Here is a 20,513-nt window from a genome sequence, read left to right as displayed (position 1 = left end):
TCACGAGCGCCCTTATTCCGCGATTCTTCCTCGCCCCACTCGATGCGGAATACCATGCGTCTTCTATAGCCAAACACGGCTTTTTCTGGAAATCACACACGGATGAATTAGGGCATTCAGAGAGCTGCATAAGCCTGAACCAAGCACAGTAATTTATTTTTATTTAAACAAAATTAAGCCATAAGCGTATTCCTCAACAAGAACAAGCTTCTTTCCTCATCAATTTCAGAACCTAAGGCCAGTTGAATATTTGCTTAAATCAGACCGACACCTGATGCCGTCATAAGACCGTCACGATAACGGGCATTCAGATAAAATTTGATCCCCCAGTCTGAACCCAACGACGCAGACCTCTCCTAATCCAGCGCCTTCATCGGAAAATCCGCGCTCAGCGTATGCTCTGTCGCCATGATCCCCTTCATTTTCACGATCAGGTCAGGGTGCTCTGCAGCCACGTCTTTTGTCTCCGCGGGGTCCTCGGCAATGTTGAACAACTCCTCTGTGATGACGGACCCCTTGCCCTTCGCTTTCGCATTCCCCTTCCCCGTTAGATTCCGCCTCACCAGCTTCCACTCTCCCATTCGCAGCATCTGCTGCCCGCCATAGCTCGGAAATTCTCGGTATAAAAACTCACGTTCCGCCTGCTTCTCCCCCCGCAGCGTCGCGGCAAAGCTGATCCCGTCCGTAGGCGGCACCTTCTCCTTCGCGCCCGCCAGTTCCAGCAGCGTCGGCATCCAGTCTTCAAATCCCGTCACACGGTCGCTCGTGCTCCCAGCTTTGATCTTGCCCTTCCATCTCACGATGCAAGGAGAGCGAAACCCTCCGTCATACAGCGTCCCCTTGCCATCGCGTCGGCCTTCGTTGGAGTTGAAGAAGGCGCAGTCCGTCCCCGCCAGCCCCTGGTGAGTGCCCGTCAGCGGTCCGTTGTCGCTCACAAACACAAAGATCGTGTCCTCATCCAGCCCCAGCTCGGAGATCAGCGCCACCATGCGCCCGATCTCACGGTCCATCCGCGTGATCATCGCCGCATACGCCGCCTTCGGCTTGAAGTGCGGCAGGTAGCCATTGCCACCCGGATACGGCGGATCATCAAACTTGCCGACATACTCCTGCAGCGAATCATCCGGCACCTGCAGCGCCACATGCGGCACCGTCGTCGGCCAGTAGAGAAAGAATGGGTTGTCCTTGTTGTCCCGCGCAAACTTCAGCGCCCGCTCCGCGATCAGATCCGCCGAATACTCGCTGCCTTTAAACCGCACATAACTCTCCGCCTTGTTCGGGTCCTCATCCGGCCTCAGCTTGTCAGCAGAAGGAAACGGCGGGTTCTTCAGATCGATCGTGCGCTCATTGTCCCACAGATACGTCGGGTAGAAATTGTGCGCCACTCCCTGGCAGTTGTAGCCAAACCACCGGTCAAAGCCGTGCTTCATCGGCTCCCCGCTTGATCCCGGCCCGCCCAGCCCCCACTTCCCAAAGCCGCCCGTCACATACCCCAGCGGCTTCAGCACTTGCGGAATGAGCACCGTGTCCGCCGGTATCGGAAACTGCCCCTCATGCTCCGGCTTGCCCATCTTCGGCAGGCCTTTCGCATCATCGGCCTGGCGGTTGTCGCGGATAAACGCATGCCCCGGGTGCAGCCCGCTCATCAGCACACAGCGCGAGGGCGCGCACACCGCATTGCCGCAGTAGTGCTGCGTAAACTTCATCCCCTCCGCCGCCATCCGGTCCAAATTCGGCGTGCGGATGATCTTCTGCCCATAGCACCCCAGATCCCCCGGCCCCAGGTCATCCGCCAGAATGAAAACAATGTTCGGCTGGCGGGCATGCACCTGCAGCGTCAGCACCAGGGCTAGCAGAAGAGAAAGCGGCTTCATGGTGAATGTGAAACGGCAGCGGGAGCCGTTTCTTGTTTCACTTTCCTCTTTGGCAGGCTGTCGAGCTTCCATTGCAGCCAGAGCGTCAGCATCAGCATCGCGGTGATCAGCAGCAGAATCAGGTAGAATCCAGGACGATTGAGAAACTTCATGGGCAGGCCGGAGGCGTTTAATCCAGACAAAAAAGCGAGTTTCTCCCCTCTCGCACCGTCTTTCCTAAGCCATGCGATTTCCCGCCCTGCTCGCCCTGTTTTTCATCCTGCTCCAGTCTGCCCACGCGCTGCCTGAGGCGGAGCTGCAGCGCTACATCAATGAAGCCATCAAAGCAGGCGGCGGAGAGGTCGTCATCCCCCCGGGGGTCCATCTCATCAAGCGCGGCCTCGTGCTCAAAGATGCCAAAAAACTCCGCATCGTCGGCCTCGATGCCGAGGATACCGTCCTGAAGCTCCCGCCCGTGGCCTATGCCATCGCCGCTGGCGCCACAGCAGCCGGCGCCACCTCCATCTCCGTCAAAACCCAGCGCGGCTTTCAGCCGGGCATGCGCCTCAAAATCGAGGCCGATGGCGAGGTGGACAGCTTCACCCAAAAGCCCCGCCCCTTCCACGTCGCCAAAGTCAAATCCGCAGCCGGAGAGCTCATCGAGCTCGATGCCCCGCTCAAATATCCCGTCCCCGACGGCACCCTCATCCGCCACGAGGACGCTCCCAATATCATCTCCATCAGCGGCACCAGCGAGGAAGTGCTCATCGAAAAGCTCACCCTCGACGGCGGCCGCGTGGAGGGAGATCCTCCCATCCGCGGCCACACTCAGCTCTGCGCTGTGCTCGCCACCGGAGCCTACAGCTATGAAAAAGGCCCCACCGGTCCTCAGGTCAAAAAGCTGCGCATCTCCCGTTGCTTCATCCAGAACTGCCACGGGCGCGGCATCGCCCTCTATTCCGTGGACAGCGCCGAGATCGACGACTGCACCATCCGCGACACCTCAGACGAAGCCATCGACCTCGATCACTTCACCGTGAAATCCGTGGTCACCCACAATCACATTACCCGCAGCCACATCGGCGTCGAACTCAACGACGCCAGCCACTGCCTCGTCGCCGGCAATGAATTCCGCGAATGCGGCACCGGCATCAATCTCTGGCGCTGGTGCAGGCAGCCTGGCCTCAACGAAGGAAACATCATCGCCCAAAACGCCTTCGATCACACCAGGGGAAACGCCATCCAGATCGCCACCGGCACCAAAGGCAACACCGTGGCCCAAAACGAAATCACCGCCTCCGGCAAAAACGGCATCATCCTCTCCGGCGAATCCCAGATCATAAAAGCCAACAAGATCACCGCCAGCGGCATGAAGGCCCTCGTGATCCAGGAAGGAAAACACGAGCTCTCCCAATAATCAAAGTGATGCAGGCACTCTTGCCTGCACTCACGCATACAACGCCCGCACCAGCCCCAGCACACGCTCCCCGGGCAGCGCCCCCACCTCCATCTGATTCATCGTGTAGGCAAAGCTGATGCCATTCTCCGGATCCGCAAAGGCCAGGCTGCCACCTGCCCCCGGATGCCCAAACGCCAGTCGGCTCGGCCCATACAGCTGCCTCAGCTTTCCTCCGTCTGACTCCGGATCTTCGTTCAAAGGGTCCTGCATCATCCCCGTTGAAAAAGCGATCGGTGTCAGCAGCACCGCGTCCGTTTCCTGCGTCAGCGTTTGCTCCAAATGGCGCACCACATTCTCAGGCACGATCTGCGCCCCATTCCACCGCCCGCCCTGCGCCAGCATGGAGTAAAACTTCGCCAGCCCCCGCGCATTGCCCACGCCGCCCATGCTCGCATAGCCACGTGACCACATCTCGCTCTGGTTAAAGTCGCTGATCGCATTCAGCCCGATCGGCGAGGTAAAGGTCCGCTGCGTCAGCGTCCCTCCCGTGTTGAAGGCTTTGATAAAAGGCTGGTCCCCGTTCGCGATGCTGATCTTCCCAGGATAAACCGGCGAGACCCGGTCCCACTGCGCGCTCGGCAGCCCGATCCAGAAATCCAGCCCCATCTGGCTGCCAAACACCTCTCTGAAATACTCCCCCAGAGATTCCGCCTCAGTCAGACGCCGCACGATCTCATCCAGCAGAAAGCCAAACGTGCGCGCATGGTACCCTTGTCGTGTTCCAGGCTCCCACAGCGGGCGCTGATGTTCCAGAGCCTCGATCACCGCGTCGTAATTGTAAATCGGCGCCCGTTCATCCAGCGCACACAGCCCGGCGGTATGAGTTAGCAGGTGCACAAACGCCACATTCGCCTTCCCTCCACCCACAAACTCCGGCCACACTTCCGCCACCGGGCACTCCAGCGGGATGCCCGCCTCCTCCAGCGCCAGCAGGCAGCACACCGCCGCCGGCCCCTTCGTGGCGGACCACACCGGCACCAGCGTGTCCTGATCCCACTCGCGGGTGCGCGCCCGGTCGCAGTGTCCATGCGCCAGGCTCAGCACTTCCTGCCCATGATGCCAGATGGAGACAGACGCCCCCATCTCCCAGCGCGTGCGGAAACTTTCTTCAAACCATTGCCGGACGGCTGCGAGACTGGCTGGACTGGCGGGCGCGCTCATGCGTGGTGGGACTCCAGTTGGGCCCGCAGGCAGTCCAGGTCACGGTCTTTTTTCGCGTGCTGCCGCAGTTCGCCGTCCATCTCAAAGGCACGCTTCAGATAGATCATGGATTTGTCCAGCAGGCCCAGGCACGCATGGTAGCACCCCATGTTATAGTAATACACCGGCTTGGCTCGCAGCGTCGCCGGTCCTCTCGACAGCACATCCACAGCCTCCGCAGTCCGCTGCAGCTCATGCAGGCAGAAGGCCGCATGGATAAATCCCCCCGGCTCCATCGGCTCCTCGCTGCACAGCTTGGTCGCCAGCGCCAGCGCCTCTGCCCACCGCTGCGCACCCATCAGGCACAGCAGCGTGATCTCGATCACATCCACCCGGTGGTGCATCTCCTCCGGCAGCGGAGCCAGCTCCGCCTGGGCCTCCTCATAGAGCCCCAGCTCCACGTATCCCTGCGCGGCGATGATCCTGCGTTCTGCTTCGGTCATGAGTGATTGTTCGTCTGCCCGGATGAGAACGCAAAGCGCCCGCAGGAACAAGGTTTTTCGCACCTGCGACAGCGCAAAAAAGCATTCATTTCCCGTGGCCTCACGCTCTCACAGCGGCCGCCTTGGCCTCACGCAGCTTCTTTGCCATCTCCATCCGCAATCCGATCTCCCAGCATCCCCACGTGATGATGTAGCTCAAGAACGCCACCACTGCCCCCAGGATGATCCCCCCCATCAGCATCACCGGCGCATGCTCCTTGAGCACGATCCACGCGTCCACCATCGAATCCGGCAGCTGCGTCGGAAACGGTGAGGTCGGCACCGTCGTGTAGAGGGACAAAAACCATTTCCCGATCGCATACTCCAGCCACGCCATGAACGGCACCGTCACAGGATTGCTCACCCAGCAAAGCGCGATCGAGATCGGGATGTTCACCCGGAAAATCGCCGAGAGCACCGTCGCCGTCGGCATCTGGATCGGCAGCAGCTGCAGCGTCACAAACATCCCCACCGCCATCCCGCCGGAGAGCGTGTGCTGCGTCGGTTTCCACACCCTCTTGTCCAGAAAGTGCCGCGCAAACCAGCGCATCGCCGGGCTCTGCCTCAGCTTGCGCGGGTGCTTGAGAAACCGGATCGTTTTAAAAACCGAGCGGCGAAACCACCCTCTGGCAATCGCAAACATGCTCAGTTCCCTCCTCCGGTGTATACCCAGGCCAGCAGTGCGCCGCCCATCACGATCCGGTACCACGCAAAGCCGTTGAAGGTGTGCCCCTGCACAAAACGGATCAGCCACTTCACCACAATGAAGGCGGACACGGCGGCCACCACCGTCCCCAGTGCCACCATCGCCCAGTCTTCCCCACCGGCCTCGCCATCCTTGATCGCGGACAGCACTTTGAAAGCCCCAGCGGCCATCAGCGTCGGAATGCCCAGCAAAAATGAAAACTCCGTGGCCGCAGGTCGGGACACCCCAAACGCCAGCGCCATCAGGATGCTCGCGCCGGAGCGCGAGGTTCCCGGAAACACCGCCGCCAGCAGCTGCGCCAGCGCCACCGCCACCACCACCGCCCACGTGATCTCCGCCGTTCCCTTCTTGTCCTTGTGCAGAAATTCCAGCACCAGGATGATAATTCCTCCAATGAAAGTCGCCCACGCCACCGGCGGCACCGTCTCCGGCAGCTTGATGTTCAGCTTTTTGATCACCAGACCACCCACGGCAGTGATGAAAAACGACACAAACAGCTTGGCCAGGTAAGACCGTGTCGAGGGATCACCCAGAGTGGTTGCCAAATGCTTCAGCCGCTGGGTGAAGACCGCCAGCACCGCCAACACCGCACCGCTCTGGATCACCACGTTGAAAAGTTCGCTCTTCTGCGGCAGCCAGTGCAGATTTTGCGGTATCAGCAGGTGCCCTGTGGAGGAGATGGGCAGGAATTCGGTGACACCTTCAATGATGCCTAGAAGTATGATCGCGAGCCAGTCAGGCATGTCGTAAATGGGGGATGTGGAAGGTCTGAAGTGATACGGGCTGCCAGCCCGCTCCTTCGGTCATGGCATGGTTGACGGGGAGGATTGGGCGTGTGCCGGTCGTTACAATCAGGCGGTCAGCACAGTTTGCAAGCCCCCGACGCTTTAGTCAGTCCATAGAACATGATAATTTCGTCACACTCCGCCAATCTCTTCCCTGCGGCGGTTTTCAGGCTGGCCTTTGCCACGATTTGGACTAGCTTCGTTTCCCCCTCGGCATGCCAGCCAGTGCTCATTCCAGACCATCCACATTGCCCGACCGCCCTTCCATGGTGTGGTCAGCGCTCCTGTGCGCCTGTGCCTTGCTCTGCTGGGTAGCCGATGCCGCCGCCCAGGCTGGCTCCACCATCCGCGTGCGTCTGGCCGATGGCTTTGACTTCCCAGTCGGAAAACCTGACGCCGACGGCTTCTACAAAGCCCGCGGCTACTGGCCCAACGGCCACCTCGGCGAAGACTGGAACGGACGCGGCGGGGGCGACACCGACCTCGGCGTGCCGATTTATGCCATGGGCCGTGGCGTGGTGATTTTCTCCGAAAACATCGGCGTCGGCTGGGGAAATTGCATCCTCGTACGCCACATCTTCCGCGAGGCTGATGGCAAGGTCGCCATGGTGGACTCCCTCTACGCTCATCTCCATGAGCGGAAGGTAAAACTCCACCAACTCGTGGAGAAAGGCCAGCTCGTCGGCACCATGGGCGGTAATAATGGCATGTACCCCGTTCACCTCCACTTCGAGGTACGCAAGAATCTCCACATCGGCATGAACCGCTCCCAGTTCGCCAGGGATTCCTCCAACTACTACAGCCCCACAGCCTTCATCAATGCCCGCCGCGCCCTGCCTTCCAGCATGCAGAAATACGACGTGCCGGTGAACAACTTCGCCCCCTATGGCCGTGCTTTGGCAGATGTGGGCAGCGATGGCGCCCGCACCGCCAGCGTGGATGTTCCTGCTTTCAAGGGTGGCACCGACTCTTCCAAAGGCGAGTCCAAGCCCGAAGACGATTTCTGGTCGCGCCTCAAAGCCAAAATGCGTTCTGGGCAGACCACAGAAGGCACTGAGGACAAGCGCTGAGCGGTTGCTGGACAGCATAATAGGCCTTGATTCATCACCCCCCGTGGTGGCATCTTAAATGCTGTCACTGGACAGCTTACTCCCGGCTATGCATATCCCGCCCCGCTCTCACTCTGTCCGCTCCGTTTTCGGCGGCAGTCTCGTGCCTGTTCTCATCGTCGTTGCCGCCCTCGCGCTCAGCACCGCTATTTTCTTCCTCTTCACCAAAAAGAAAATGGAGGCCCAGAAGGATGCCTCGGCCAAAGCTGCGGAGAAAACAGCCGCTGTAGCCGCCGCCAAGGCAGCCCCGGAAGCAGCCAAGACCACCTCTCCCTCCACCCCGGTCACTCCGCCGCCCGCTCCCCCGCCTCCACCTCCCAAGCCCGCCCCGCCCGCCTTTGCCTTTGCCCGCCCCCTGGATCTCGGCAGGCAGCTCATGCGCAGCCTCTCCACCGGAGATTTCGCCACCGCAGGCAAACTGGCCTCCACCTCAGACGCTGAGCAGTCAGAAAGCGTCGCCAAACTCTTCGAAAAACTCGCCTCCATGGGTTACAAACCTGCTGGCGAAGATCAGGCCGAGCTCCTCGGTCTCGTCGAGGACCGCACCCGCATCGCCCTCCCCTTCGTCATGCCCGGCTCTCAGGAAACCGTGCGCATTCAGCTCGATCTGGAACGCGACGAACGCATGGGCTGGAAGGTCGCCAAGGCCACCCTCCCCAAGGCCATGAGCAGCGCCATCGCCGCAGCCCCCATGCCCGCGCCCGCAGCTCCCCCCGCAGCGTCCGCCACTCCAGGCTCTCCCGCCACAGCCGCCGCCCCCATGAAGCCGATCTTCGGTGTGGACGACGGCACTGACGCCCTCGCCTTCGCCAGCGACTTCGTCCGCCTCCTGCTCAAGCACGACTTCGCCGCCGCACGCGCCTATGTGGATGAGAAAAAAGTCCCCGCCGAGCGCCTCGTGGGCCTCTGCATCGTGTTCGAGGAAGGCCAGTATGCCCTCAACCCTGCCAAGCCGCTCATCGTCACCATCGCCAACCCCGAAGTCTCCTGGGTCATCGCCCAGGTTCAGTCAGAATCACTTCAGCAAAACACCGAGTTCGGCGTCGAACTCAAGCGCGCCGACATCGCCCAGCCCTGGAAAGTCGCCGGTCTCAATCTCTCGGACATCCTCGGCTCCTTCGCCAAAAGCGCCTCCAAGCTCGGCGTCCCCTACACTCCCATCGTCAAGAACCCCAAAGGCGGCGAATCCCTTGCCCTCTACTTTGAGTACGACCGCGCCGAGCTTCACCCTCGCGCGCAAAAGCAGCTCGAAGTCATCTCCGCCCTCATGAAGGCGGACCCCTCCAAAAAACTCCGCATCGCCGGTCACACCGACGAAAAAGGCGCGGATGACTACAATATCCGCCTCTCTCGTGATCGCGCCGAAGCGGTCAAAAAGCAGCTCGCCGCCCTCGGCGTGCCAGCCGATCAGGTGGAGACCACCGGCCTCGGCAAAGCCCAGCCTCTCAGCCCCAACAAGAAGTCGGACGGCACGGACGACCCCGAAGGTCGCAGCCACAACCGCCGCGCGGAGATCTATCTGGATTTCTGATTCTTTGCCACGCCTTGCAGCGTTATCGCGTCCGCCTAGTCTGGCGCACGCATGAAGAACAACACCCCGCCCTCCTCCCAGCCACCCGAGTCCTCGTGGAAGGCTGGCTTGTGGATAGGCGGTTTGGGCGCGGCAGTGGTGGCCCTCATCGCTTGGGCGCTCTGGCCTCAGAAAAAATACACCCAGCTGCCCGTCGCTCCGGTCACCATCTCTCTTGCCAAGGCCGCCCCCTACGCCATGCCGGACGAGAAGACCACCTTCTCCCAATACGCCGGCTCCCAGAGCTGCCGCGAATGCCACGCCGACCAGTTCGCCAAATGGCAGGGCTCCCACCACGGCCTCGCCGAGCGCAAACCAGACTCAAAGCTCGACGACCCCGCCTTCGTTCCCAGCCGCACTTTCCAGCACGGCACCCAGACTACCGAGACGCGCAAAACCGGCTCCGACTACGAGCTCGTAGCCCTCGGCTTCGGCGACAAGATCACCCCTTATCGTGTGGAGCGCGTCATCGGCCACGACCCGCTGCGCCAGTTCCTGGTTTCGGGTGGCGACGGCCGCCTCCAGGCCATGGAGGCCTGCCTCGACCCGCACAAAAATGAGTGGTTCAATGTCTATGGCCACGAAGACCGCAAGCCCGGCGAATGGGGCCACTGGACCGGGCGCGGCATGGTCTGGAACCAGATGTGCGCCACCTGCCACAACACCCGCCTGCGGAAAAACTACGACGCCAAAACCGATGGCTACCGCACCACCATGGCCGAGATGTCCGTCAGCTGCGAAGCCTGCCACGGCCCCATGAAAGCGCACAACACCTGGCAGCACGAACACCGGGGCACCAAGGGCGATCCCACTCTCACCAAGTGGACCCGCGACCAGCACATCGACAACTGCGCTGGCTGCCACGCCCGCCGTGGCGAAATCACCGGCGACTTCGTTCCCGGCGAATCCTTCTGGGACCACTACCACCTCACCATCACCGACCAGTCAGACACCTTCTTCCCAGACGGCCAGATCCGGGATGAAAACTATGAGTTCAGCAGCTTCCTCAGCAGCCGCATGCACAATGCCGGCGTGCGTTGCATGGACTGCCACGACATGCACAGCATGAAGATCATCCTCCCCGGCAATCAGCTCTGCATGCGCTGCCACACCCCGGGCGGCTTCCCCAATGCCCCGCCCATCATGCCGGAGGCCCACAGCTTTCATCAGACAGCCAGCACCGGCAATCAGTGCGTCAACTGCCACATGCCGCAGACCGTTTACATGCAGCGCCACCCGCGCCATGACCACGGCTTCACCATCCCCGACCCGCTGCTCACCAAGCAGTTCAGCATCCCCAACGCCTGCAACAAATGCCACACCGACAAGTCCACCGACTGGGCTCTTGAGGCCACGCAGAAGTGGTGGGGCCCTAAAATGGATCGCCGCACTCGCACCCGCGCCACTCTCATCGCCAAAGCTCGTCAGGGGAATGACGAAGCCCGCGAGGGCCTCGTGGCCCTGCTCGGCAGCGATGAAATCCCCCACTGGAAAGCCAGCGCCACGCTCCTGCTTGACCGCTGGATCGACCAGCCCTCCGTCCAGAGCGCCGTCCTCGCCCAGCTCCAGCACACCCACCCTCTTGTGCGCGAAAGCGCTGTCCGTACCCTTGAACCCATGCTGCAGGAAGGCTCGGTCCGCAAAGCCATAGAGCCCCTCTTGAACGACAAAGTTCGCGGTGTCCGCGTCACCGCCGCCTGGGCCCTGCGTGAAAGCCTGCACCTCGACTCCGCCGCCGGCCTGGACCTTCAGCACATGCTCAACTGGAACGCCGACCAGCCCAGCGGCCAGATGCAGCTCGCTCAGTTTGAGCACGCCCGGCGCAATGTCACCTCCGCCATCCAGCACATGGAAACCGCCATCCGCTGGGATCCCAACTCTCCCCCCTTCCACCACGACTTGGCCCTCATGTACAGCTCCACCGGCCAGACCCCGCTCGCCATCGGCAAGCTGCGGGACGCCATCAAGCTCGCCCCCAATCACGCCGAATACCACTACGAGCTCGGCCTCGCTCTCAGCGAATCCGGCGACATGCCCGCCGTCATCCACTCACTGCAGGAGGCCACCCGTCTCGACCCCGGCCTCTCTCGCGCTTGGTACAATCTCGGCCTCGCCAAAAACAGCCAGGGAGACATCCCCGGAGCCCTCGAAGCCCTCCAGCGTGGCGAACTCGCCAATCCCCGCGACCCCGGCATCCCCTACGCCCGCGCCACCATCCTCGCCCAGCACAACCGCCGCCCGGAAGCCATCGCCGCCCTCGACCGCGCCCTCACCATCGCCCCCGGCTACGGCGAAGCCCTCCAGCTCCGCGCCGCCCTGACAGGTCGGTGAAAGGCTTTTATACCACTGGCAGTTGAAAACGAGTCTGAACAGGATCACAGACTCAGAGTCTTCCTCGGATAAAAAGCGGAATGGCTGGTCCGCTATCTTGGATCGTGGGATGGGTGTGGCGATAGCCCGTAAGTGCATGAGCGTACCGCAGGTTCTGGGGCGTGAAAGCACAGCGTCCCATTTGGAGTGCGGTCGCGCAGTGAGGAACGAACGAAGCTACCGCTTTCCGCAGGCCGGACAGCTGGCTGAGGCCAAAGAACCTTCACGACCCCGCGAATGCGGTGGCTCCGATGCAGGCCTGCGCCTTGCATCTGCGCGACCGCACTCCAAATCCAGACGCACTCCATGCCTGCGGCGACTGAATTGTAGACCCGTTTTCAAGGACTCGTGGTATTAGTATCATCCAAAGATGATGCCACATTCTGTTGAACACAGGTCTCTCTTTTGTCGCAAGCCCCATTCTTCGCACCAACCCCAAAGGGGTTGTGTAGTTGAGCCCAGGGTTAGCCGAGGCTGAGCGAGGCAACCCTGGGTTGCCGCATCTCATCCTGGGAAGCAAACCCAGCGCCGTCTTCGCGCGCCGTTTTCACCAGCAGCGTTTCTCCGCCTCTCCGCAGCAGAAAAGGCGTTCGCGCATGCTGCAGCATCCAGCTACCCATCCGCCTTCTTCCACTCCTCACCTTCCTCATCGTCATCATCTCCGCCAAAACCATCATCGTACTCGTCATCTTCCTTCTCCTCGGGTTCGATCCCCGCAATCGTATCGATGTCTTCATCGCTGAATTCGTCGATGTCGTCCTCGTCATCCTCCTCTTCTTCAGAAGATGCCTCCGCCGCCTGCTGCGCCTGCAGCCCCTTCTTCTCGATCTGCGCCAGCGTCTCGCTCACATCTTCCACCGTATCCCACACGGACTTGGCCACAAAGATCGGCGCTCCCTGCTGCACTGCCATCGCGATGCTGTCGCTCGGCCGTGCATCCAGCTCGATCACCTTGCGCGTCGTATGCAGTTCATTCTCGGCGGAGATGATCAGCCTCGCGTGGAAGACGCTGCCGTTGATGTTGTTGATCACCACTCGCTCCACCTTCGCGCCAAAGGCCAGCAGCAGATGCCCCACAAGATCATGCGTCAGCGGTCTCTCTTTGGAAACCCCTCGCATAAACATGGAGATCGCGGTGCCCACGGACTCATCGATGTAGATCACAAAGACCTTCGTCTCATTCCCCAGGAATACGGCAAAGCTGCCCTCTAGCGGCAGCACCGCCCTCACCTGCACTTCGATGACATCCTTGTTCATGACGATCTATTAAAAGCCGCCCGCCGCCCGCTGGCAACACGCAGGCTGCGTTTTTCTAGGCCTGGACTTCTCCTGGGATCTTCACCACACCGGCGCCCAGCCCCATCGCCAGATATCGCCGCGATACCTCCACATACTTCAGCGCCAGCTTCGCGTTAGCCTGCTGCTCCTCTTGGGAAAGGGCACGCACCACTCGCGCCGGAGAGCCCATTACCAGAGAGCCCTCCGGTATCACCGTCCCCTTCGTTACCAGCGCCCCCGCAGCGATGATGCTTCTCGCCCCGATCTGCGCCCCGTCCAGAATGATCGCCCCCATGCCCACCAGCACCTCGTCCCCCACGGTGCACGCATGCACCACCGCACGGTGCCCCACCGTCACCCGCGCCCCCAGCACACAGGCGCAGTCATCACTCACATGCAGCACGCTTCCATCCTGCACATTGCTCTGCGGCCCCACCACAATCCGGTTGATGTCTCCCCTCAGCACCGAGCCATACCACACGCTCGACTGCTCATGCAGTTCCACCGCCCCCAGCACCACCGCCCCCTGGGCGATGAAGGCATCGGCGGCCACGGACGGCTGCGCCTCAGGAAGCAAGAATTTTTTTAGCGATTCCATGATGGTCGAGATGAGATTTTATGATTGTGAAATTAACCCGTCAGCGCCATAAACAGCGCCGCGCCTCATTCATTCTGGAACGGACTCACCTTCTATCCAACAACGAATCTCACTCGCCCATGAACAAAGCTCAGCTCATCGACGCAGTTCAGGAAATCCTTGGTGGCGACACCTCCAAACGCGCTGCCTCAGAAGCCCTCGACGCCGTCCTGCAGGCCATCGCCTCCGGCCTGAAAAAAGAGCCCGTTCAGCTCATCGGCTTCGGCACCTTCAAGCCCGTCGAGCGCAAAGCCCGCATGGGCCGCAACCCCAAGACCAAAGTTCCCGTCGAGATCAAGGCCTCCAAAACCGTCCGCTTCGTCCCCTCCGCCGCCCTCAAAGAGTCCATCTAGGCACCCGGGGCATTCCTGCCCCCATGACATGAAAGTAGCCGGGGCATTCCTGCCCCGTCATAAAAAATCGCCAGGAACCGTCCGAAAATCATTCCCTCCCGTGGCAAGGCGTAGCGGCGGCACACAGCCGCCTGCCTACTCTCCCTTCAGCTCCTGCTCCATCCGCTCGCTCAGCCACTGTTTGATCATGCTCTGGTAGTTCAGGTAGCGCCTACGCGCCACACGCTTGATCCGGCTCAGCATCCGCGGGTCAAATCTCAGCGTGATCGTCGTGGACTCCCTCACATCCGTGCGATGGATGGAAGACTGCATCAGCCGCGCATCCAGCTGGTGCGCACCCCAGAATTTCCCCTCCGCCTCGTCCGACTCAAAGACGGGCACGTCTCTCCACGCTTTGATCAGCTTCAGGTCTGCAGGTGCGGTTTCCATGTCGGTGCTGGGTTAAAAAATCAAAGATCCTCCGCCTTCTTGCGCTCAAAGAAGTCATGCTCCGCTGGCGTCATCAGGCGCGCAAACACCACCCGGTAGTGCTTCCCGTCCGTCCAGAACACGCTGAACACCGGCTTGCCCTGCAGCGACTTGCCCAGGTTGTAGTACCGGGCTTCCGCGCTCTCTAGCTGGCCATCCGGCAGCAGCTTGATGGAAAACGGATCCTCAAATGACTCCTCAATGTCCTTGGGAGGCAGCTTGGAGAGGTCAAAGGCGGCGCCGATCCAGTCAAAGTCCATGAGACGGTATATACGGATTTATTTGCGGTATTCGATCAGTTCTATCTCATACCCCTCAGGCGCGTCAATAAAGGCAAACACCCCGCTCGAGCTCGGCGTCGGCCCGTCAGACAGCGGGTAACCCAGCGCAGCCGAATGCTTCGCAAACTCCTCGATGCTCTCCACCTCAAACGCCAGATGCGTCAGATCGCTGCAAAACGTCACCGGCCCGCTCGCCGGATAGCTGCAGATCTCGATCAGCTCGTCGCTGTTCGGCGTCTGTAGAAACACCAGCTCAGACCCACGTGGCGACTTGTGCCGCCTCACTTCCTTCAGCCCCAGCACCTGGGTGTAAAAGTGGATCGTCTTTTCGAGATCGTTCACCCGGTAGCGGGTGTGCAGAAGTTTTTTGACCATGATTCCATGCCTATGCCACACGCTCCCCCTCGTGGCAAATGATCCTCAGAGTGGAGGAAAGCTTGATGCGCCGCGCTCCGTCTCATAAAACCACACCATGATCTCCATCGACCTCAAAGGAAAAGTCGCCCTCATCACCGGCGCATCCCAGGGCATCGGCGCCCAGGTGGCCCGCACCTTCCATCGCGCAGGTGCCACCGTCGTCCTCAATCACCTCGGCACCCCCGGCACCACCGCAGACGCCCAGCTGCTCGCAGATGAGTTCAACCTCGCTCGCACAGACAGCGCCAGCATCATCGCCGCAGATGTCTCCAAGCCCGATCAGGTCCAGTCCATGATGGCGGAGATCCAGGCCCGTCACGGCGGTCTCGACTACCTTGTCAACAACGCCGCCATCATCAAAGACCGCACCATCGCCAAGATGAGCCTCGATGAATGGGACGCCGTCATCGACGTCAATCTCTCCGGCGTCTTCTACTGCTGCAAATACGCCCTCGAAATCATGCGCGATCACGGCGCCATCGTCAGCTTTGGCAGCATTGCTGCCATCCAGGGCTTCTTCGGCCAGGCCAACTACGCCGCCGCCAAATCCGGCGTCCAGGCCATGATGCGCGTCCTCAGCCGCGAGGCCGCCCGCAAGCAGATCCGCGCCAACGCCATCGCCCCCGGTGTCATCGACACCTCCATGGCCGCCACCATTCCCGAAGCCGTCCGCGCCGAGATGCTCAAAAACGTCCCCCTCGCCCGCTTCGGCACCACCGAGGAAGTCGCCAACGTCGTCCTCTTCCTCTGCTCCCCCCTCGCCTCCTACGTCACCGGCCAGACCATCGAAATCAACGGCGGCTGGCGCGGCTGATTCCCCGCCAATCTTCCTCTTCCTCTTCCTCTTCCTCTTCCTCTTCCTCTTCCTCTTCCTCTTCCTCTTCCTCTTCCCGGCGCCCCTCACCCCACCTCTGCGTTTTTCCTATCTCTGCGGTGCAACCTCCAGTCCCCAGCGCCTCCTCATCACCACCTCAGAATGAAAACCTCATCTCTGCGGTCTTCTAATCTCTCGCGGTGTTAAATCCGCCACCCCCAGCCTCCGCAGTCACTGAAACATGCGCGCACCCGCCACCCTTGCCAGCGCTGACGAAGCCATCGCCGCCATCCCCAGCGGCTCCACCATCGCCGTCAGCGGCTTCGTCGGCTCCGGCCATCCCGAGCTCCTCACCCTCGCCCTCGAGCGCCGCTTCCTCCAGACCGGCACACCCACAGATCTCACCCTCTACTACTGCGCCGGCCAGGGCGACCGCTGCGAGCGCGGCCTCAATCACCTCGCCCATGAAGGCCTGCTCCGGCGCATCGTCGGCGGCCATTGGAATCTCGCCCCCAAGCTCGGCACACTCGCCCTCGCCAACAAAGTGGAGGCCTACAATCTCCCCCAGGGCGTCCTCTCCGTCCTCACCCGCGAGATCGCCGCCAAGCGCCCCGGCCTCTTCACCAAAGTCGGGCTCAATACCTTCATCGATCCCATCCACGGCGGCGGCAGGCTCAATGCACGCACCACCGAGCCCCTCGTCGAGCGCATCCAGCTCGATGGCGACACCTGGCTCCGCTACAAGCCCATCCCCATCCATGTCGCCCTCATCCGCGCCACCTATGCCGACTCACGCGGCAATCTCAGCATGGAATGCGAAGGCATCATCAGCGAGCTCCTCCCCATGGCCCAGGCCGCCAAAAACCACGGCGGCATCGTCATCGCCCAGGTCGAGTCCGTCGTTGATCAGCTCCCAGATCCCAAATCCGTCCGCGTTCCAGGCCTCCTCGTGGACTACATCGTCACCTCCGGCGGCCTCCATCACGATCAGACTTTCAGCGAAGCCTTCATCGAGGACTTCGTCGTCACCAGCGACGGCTCCTTTACCCTCCCCGTCATGCCCGAGTCCGATCGCAAACGCATCGGCACCCGCGCCCTTCAGGAGGTGCGCAAAGGAGACATCGTCAATCTCGGTATCGGCCTCCCTGAAGCCGTCGCCATGGTCGCCGCCGAAACCGGTCGCCTCCAGGAGTTCACCCTCACCGTCGAAAGCGGCCCCACCGGCGGCGTCCCCGCCTCCGGCCTCAGCTTCGGCTGCAGCCACTTCCCCGAAGCCATCATCGACCAGCCCTCACAGTTCGACTACTACGACGGCGGCGGCCTCGACCTCGCCGTCCTCGGTGCCGTCGAAGTCGATCACGAAGGCAGCGTCAATGTCACCAGTTTCGCCGACCGCTTTGCTGGCGTCGGCGGTTTTGTAAACATCGCCCAGAGCGCCCGCCGCCTCATCTTCTGCTGTACCTTCGAAGCCAAGGGCCAGCCCAAGTTCGTGCAAAAAATCCAGCACGTCTGCTTCCACGGCCCCACCGCACTCCGCAATGGCCAGCAGGTCCTCTACATCACCGAGCGTGCCGTCTTCCAGCTCGTCCCCGGCGGCCTCCGCCTCATCGAAATCACCGAAGGCCTCGACCTCCAAACCGACATCCTCTCCAAAATGGAATTCACTCCTTCCATCGACCTGCACCGATGACCGCTTCACCACCTTCGTAAAATAACGCATGGCACCACGCCGGCTCGTAGGATGGGTGTGGCGACAGCCCGCCCGTCCATCAGCGCACGGCAAACACCATGCCGCACGAGCCCCTCGCAGCCAGACAACTTGGCAAATCAACATTCATACTGCGATCACTCACTCTACCCACACACCACCTTCCCCTGATGGCGTAGCCATCAAAGCCTGTAGCGAGGGGTTGAGCGAAGCGACACCCCTCGTGACCGCTATCGGCCTCCTCAAACACACTCGCATCGCGTAGCGATGCCAGCACTCACGTCCCCACAGCCCACTAAAAAGCCATCCTCTTCTGGCTTTCGTGTCTTCCGCGTCTTCCGTAGGCCAATAAAAAACTCCGCCCTCTCTGCGGATCACCAGCACCTCACACGCACCGCGCCCAGAGAACTTTAAACTTCAAACTTTAAACCTGTAACTTTCCCATGCCCCCCATCTACATCATCGACGCCCGCCGCACCCCCATCGGCCGTTTCGGCGGCGGCCTCAAAGACCTCTCCCCCACCCAGCTCGGCCACGCCCTCGGGGACGCCATGCTCCCTCCGGCTCTCCGCGCCTACATCCAGCAGGTCATCCTCGGCCAGGTCCTCCAGGCAGGCTCCGGCATGAACGTCGCCCGCCAGATCGCCCTCAAGCTCGGCCTCCCTCAGGAAGTCCCCGCCTACACCGTCAACATGGCCTGCGGCTCCTCCCTCAAAGCCGTCGCCCTCGCCGCCGACTCCATCCGCTCCGGTGAAAACGACCTCGTCCTCGCCGGCGGCGTCGAAGTCATGAGCCGCGCCCCCCACTACGCCACCGACCTCCGTTTCGGCAAAAAGCTCGGCGACTCCTCCCTCCAGGACGCAATGTTCGTCGATGGCCTCACCGATCCCCTCCTCAAGATCGGCATGGGCGAAACCGCCGAACGCATCGCCGACAAACACGCCATCTCCCGCGCCGAGCAGGACGCCTTCGCCGCCCTCAGCCAAAGCCGCGTCGCCGCCAGCCGCGCCGCCTTGTCCCGCGAGATCATTCCCATCAGCGATGTCACCGCAGACGAACACCCGCGTGCCGACACCACCGCCGACTCCCTCGCCAAATTGAAGCCCGCCTTCCGCAAAGACGGCACCGTCACCGCTGGCAACGCCTCCGGCATCAATGACGGCGCAGCCCTCGCCCTCCTCGCCAGCGCAGACGCCGTCTCCCGTCACGGCCTCACCCCTCGCGCCCGCATCATCGCCAGCGCCGCCGTCGGCTGCGATCCCGCATTGATGGGCCTCGGTCCCGTCGGTGCCATCCAGAAAGTCTGCACCCTCACCGGCTGGGCTCTCGACGAAGTCGATGCCATCGAGATCAACGAAGCCTTCGCCGTCCAGGCCCTCGGCTGCGCCAAAGAGCTCAACCTCGACACCGCCAAGCTCAACCCCCGTGGCGGAGCCATCGCCCTCGGCCACCCCATCGGCGCCAGCGGCGCCCGCGTTCTCGTCACCCTCCTCCACCACATGGAAGACCACAACCTCCGCCGCGGCATCGCCTCCCTCTGCATCGGCGGCGGCATGGGTATCGCCATGGCCATCGAACTCGATACCCCCTAGGCACATTCTAAGCTCGATGAATCGGCCAACGAGCATCACACTGCCATCACCAAATCCATTTCAAAAATTTAATTATGATAAAAGAATATAAAGGATGGACAATTGTCGGCATCGGCGAGGTTATGACTAATCATCTGCCAATTTCAGAACTATCCGGGCTGCAAACAAAACCACTGGATTTAATCCAATTTTACAAAGATTTTGGAAGAGGAATCTTATGCGGTTTATTCAACTTTGGAACTTTGATTCCAACTAAAACACTAAATCTCTTGGCGGAACAAGTTGATAATTATCCTAAAGAGGAAGGGCGGATATTTGGCGTGGTTGATACCGCACAAGGAGTTTTCATATTGTACACGGAAAAAGGAAACTACTATGTTCTTGACGCCTATAATCAAGAATTACATAAAGAAAGCTCCCTGAAAGACTCACTCATAACTGCGGCGAATTTTATTGATTTCAAAGAAGTTTTTGCAACGCCTTATTATTGGACTGCATCTGTAATTATCGAGGTATATAATGCTCATGTAAATAGACAAACGATTTGGCGCGAAGCCAAAAGCCTGAAAGGATTTAACATAATAAAAAGAGCAAACTATCTGGGCAAGTACTTCAGCGTCATTGAGAATGAGCAAAGATGGCAAGCGGATCTCTTCCTTGGAGCGGACAATCAATTTGAGAAGCTGACGATGGCTTTTGACACGAAGGTTTATCAGCCAGAGGATCGTGAGCGGCTACTGAGTACATTAAATTATCTTTCAAAAGGGACTTTATATGTGGACGAATTGTAAAACGCAGTAGCCTGCCTCCTGGAACGGGGCAGTTATATAATGAGCCCACGCGCCAACCAATGGCATTGGCTGTGCCAACCTATTTGATAAAATAAAATTAAGCCAGCTGCTCGGTTTTTTAAACCCTCCTATTTGGAAGCAGAACCATGCAAAAACACAAAAAGAAGACGCCAGACATCTAGTTTACTCCTCCACCACATGGAAGACCACAACCTCCGCCGCGGCATCGCCTCCCTCTGCATCGGCGGCGGCATGGGCATCGCCATGGCCATTGAACTGACAAACTAACCAGCCACCAGCAAGCTCCGCCACTCTGCCTCCTCCTCGTACTCCTACTCCTCCTCCCTGAGGCCCCCCGGTAAACCGCAGCCCATGGAAAACAACCAAATGGAGCCAAGCCCGTCTCAATTCTCTGCCCCCTCTGCATCTCCGCCCCTCTGCGGCAGAATCGAACGTCCCTTCAACTTCCAGTCCCGTCTTGAGCTCGGGTGATGAGTAACTCAGCAAAACAAAAGCTCTGTGCCTCTCGGCTCGGACTCTGTGGTTAGACCTGTTCTCGAAAAGATTGTCATAATGAACCGGCGAGCGCAGCGGCCCCAGTGGCAAGGCGGGAGCGCCGCCTGCTATTTGAAGATAACAG

The 20,513-nt window shown here is 60.6% G+C and carries 20 protein-coding genes; 9 read left to right on the top strand and 11 right to left on the bottom strand.

The genetic code is table 11. The features are described 5' to 3' along the window. Positions 1–356: 356 nt before the first annotated feature. Positions 357–1,874 carry an arylsulfatase gene (locus tag HNQ65_RS25795; protein WP_184344625.1) on the bottom strand — a complete coding sequence of 506 codons (1,518 nt, stop codon included), beginning with the start codon at positions 1,872–1,874 and terminating at the stop codon, positions 357–359. Further along, a complete protein-coding gene (locus tag HNQ65_RS25790; RefSeq protein ID WP_184344623.1) occupies positions 1,871–2,026 on the bottom strand; it encodes a hypothetical protein in 156 nt (51 codons plus the stop codon). Before HNQ65_RS25790 ends, HNQ65_RS25795 begins: the two co-directional genes overlap by 4 nt. Positions 2,027–2,097: 71 nt before the next feature. Here HNQ65_RS25790 and HNQ65_RS25785 point away from each other — a divergent pair, with 71 nt between their 5' ends. Continuing rightward, positions 2,098–3,270, top strand: coding sequence for a right-handed parallel beta-helix repeat-containing protein (locus HNQ65_RS25785; protein WP_184344621.1), 1,173 nt, complete (start codon positions 2,098–2,100; stop codon positions 3,268–3,270). A gap of 30 nt (positions 3,271–3,300) precedes the next feature. Here the strand turns inward: HNQ65_RS25785 and HNQ65_RS25780 are convergent, their stop codons facing one another. The 4 genes from HNQ65_RS25780 to HNQ65_RS25765 all read right to left on the bottom strand — a co-directional run bounded on the left by HNQ65_RS25780 (position 3,301) and on the right by HNQ65_RS25765 (position 6,443). Further along, positions 3,301–4,473: a serine hydrolase domain-containing protein gene (locus tag HNQ65_RS25780; RefSeq protein WP_184344619.1), complete on the bottom strand. Its 1,173-nt coding sequence runs from the start codon at positions 4,471–4,473 to the stop codon at positions 3,301–3,303. Beyond that, positions 4,470–4,955, bottom strand: coding sequence for a TPR end-of-group domain-containing protein (locus HNQ65_RS25775; protein ID WP_184344616.1), 486 nt, complete (start codon positions 4,953–4,955; stop codon positions 4,470–4,472). Before HNQ65_RS25775 ends, HNQ65_RS25780 begins: the two co-directional genes overlap by 4 nt. Before the next feature lie 100 nt (positions 4,956–5,055). Continuing rightward, the gene (locus HNQ65_RS25770; RefSeq protein ID WP_184344614.1) at positions 5,056–5,544 is read right to left on the bottom strand and encodes a DUF2062 domain-containing protein; all 489 of its coding nucleotides are present in this window, start codon (positions 5,542–5,544) and stop codon (positions 5,056–5,058) included. Positions 5,545–5,639: 95 nt separating this feature from the next. Beyond that, positions 5,640–6,443 carry an undecaprenyl-diphosphate phosphatase gene (locus HNQ65_RS25765; protein ID WP_184344612.1) on the bottom strand — a complete coding sequence of 268 codons (804 nt, stop codon included), beginning with the start codon at positions 6,441–6,443 and terminating at the stop codon, positions 5,640–5,642. Positions 6,444–6,784: 341 nt separating this feature from the next. On the opposite strand from HNQ65_RS25765, the gene HNQ65_RS25760 reads away from it, so the two are divergent. The 3 genes from HNQ65_RS25760 (at position 6,785) to HNQ65_RS25750 (ending at position 11,495) form a co-directional block, all read left to right on the top strand. Continuing rightward, positions 6,785–7,555: a M23 family metallopeptidase gene (locus HNQ65_RS25760; RefSeq protein WP_184344610.1), complete on the top strand. Its 771-nt coding sequence runs from the start codon at positions 6,785–6,787 to the stop codon at positions 7,553–7,555. 88 nt (positions 7,556–7,643) lie between these two features. Next, positions 7,644–9,125: an OmpA family protein gene (locus HNQ65_RS26915; protein WP_221306302.1), complete on the top strand. Its 1,482-nt coding sequence runs from the start codon at positions 7,644–7,646 to the stop codon at positions 9,123–9,125. A gap of 51 nt (positions 9,126–9,176) precedes the next feature. Then, entirely contained in the window at positions 9,177–11,495 is a 2,319-nt protein-coding gene (locus tag HNQ65_RS25750; RefSeq protein WP_184344607.1) for a tetratricopeptide repeat protein, read from the top strand. A gap of 651 nt (positions 11,496–12,146) precedes the next feature. Here the strand turns inward: HNQ65_RS25750 and HNQ65_RS25745 are convergent. Both HNQ65_RS25745 and HNQ65_RS25740 read right to left on the bottom strand, forming a co-directional pair. Further along, positions 12,147–12,791 carry a bifunctional nuclease family protein gene (locus HNQ65_RS25745; RefSeq protein WP_184344605.1) on the bottom strand — a complete coding sequence of 215 codons (645 nt, stop codon included), beginning with the start codon at positions 12,789–12,791 and terminating at the stop codon, positions 12,147–12,149. A 55-nt stretch (positions 12,792–12,846) separates the two neighbouring features. Then, entirely contained in the window at positions 12,847–13,410 is a 564-nt protein-coding gene (locus HNQ65_RS25740) for a gamma carbonic anhydrase family protein (protein ID WP_184344603.1), read from the bottom strand. A 119-nt stretch (positions 13,411–13,529) separates the two neighbouring features. On the opposite strand from HNQ65_RS25740, the gene HNQ65_RS25735 reads away from it, so the two are divergent. Next, positions 13,530–13,802, top strand: a complete 273-nt coding sequence (locus tag HNQ65_RS25735) for an HU family DNA-binding protein (RefSeq protein ID WP_184344601.1) — start codon at positions 13,530–13,532, stop codon at positions 13,800–13,802. Positions 13,803–13,937: 135 nt separating this feature from the next. Here the strand turns inward: HNQ65_RS25735 and HNQ65_RS25730 are convergent, their stop codons facing one another. Genes HNQ65_RS25730 through HNQ65_RS25720 form a run of 3 tightly spaced genes read right to left on the bottom strand, consistent with a single transcriptional unit; the run spans position 13,938 to position 14,926 of the window. After that, positions 13,938–14,231 carry a CopG family antitoxin gene (locus tag HNQ65_RS25730; RefSeq protein WP_184344599.1) on the bottom strand — a complete coding sequence of 98 codons (294 nt, stop codon included), beginning with the start codon at positions 14,229–14,231 and terminating at the stop codon, positions 13,938–13,940. A 20-nt stretch (positions 14,232–14,251) separates the two neighbouring features. Beyond that, positions 14,252–14,530, bottom strand: coding sequence for a BrnT family toxin (locus tag HNQ65_RS25725; RefSeq protein ID WP_184344598.1), 279 nt, complete (start codon positions 14,528–14,530; stop codon positions 14,252–14,254). Positions 14,531–14,548: 18 nt separating this feature from the next. Beyond that, on the bottom strand, positions 14,549–14,926 hold the full coding sequence (locus HNQ65_RS25720) for a VOC family protein (protein ID WP_184344596.1): 378 nt from the start codon (positions 14,924–14,926) through the stop codon (positions 14,549–14,551). A gap of 97 nt (positions 14,927–15,023) precedes the next feature. On the opposite strand from HNQ65_RS25720, the gene HNQ65_RS25715 reads away from it, so the two are divergent. From HNQ65_RS25715 to HNQ65_RS25700, 4 genes are all read left to right on the top strand, one after another. After that, the gene (locus tag HNQ65_RS25715; RefSeq protein ID WP_184344594.1) at positions 15,024–15,782 is read left to right on the top strand and encodes an SDR family oxidoreductase; all 759 of its coding nucleotides are present in this window, start codon (positions 15,024–15,026) and stop codon (positions 15,780–15,782) included. A gap of 241 nt (positions 15,783–16,023) precedes the next feature. Further along, positions 16,024–17,472 (top strand): acyl CoA:acetate/3-ketoacid CoA transferase, encoded by a 1,449-nt coding sequence (locus HNQ65_RS25710; protein ID WP_184344592.1) that lies wholly within the window; start codon positions 16,024–16,026, stop codon positions 17,470–17,472. Positions 17,473–17,933: 461 nt separating this feature from the next. Then, positions 17,934–19,082 carry a thiolase family protein gene (locus tag HNQ65_RS25705; RefSeq protein ID WP_184344590.1) on the top strand — a complete coding sequence of 383 codons (1,149 nt, stop codon included), beginning with the start codon at positions 17,934–17,936 and terminating at the stop codon, positions 19,080–19,082. Positions 19,083–19,156: 74 nt separating this feature from the next. Next, positions 19,157–19,873, top strand: coding sequence for a hypothetical protein (locus HNQ65_RS25700; protein ID WP_184344588.1), 717 nt, complete (start codon positions 19,157–19,159; stop codon positions 19,871–19,873). Positions 19,874–20,513 lie beyond the last annotated feature (640 nt).

The organism is Prosthecobacter vanneervenii (assembly GCF_014203095.1).
GTDB classification, from domain to species: domain Bacteria; phylum Verrucomicrobiota; class Verrucomicrobiia; order Verrucomicrobiales; family Verrucomicrobiaceae; genus Prosthecobacter; species Prosthecobacter vanneervenii.
This window is presented reverse-complemented; position numbering and strand designations above follow the sequence as displayed.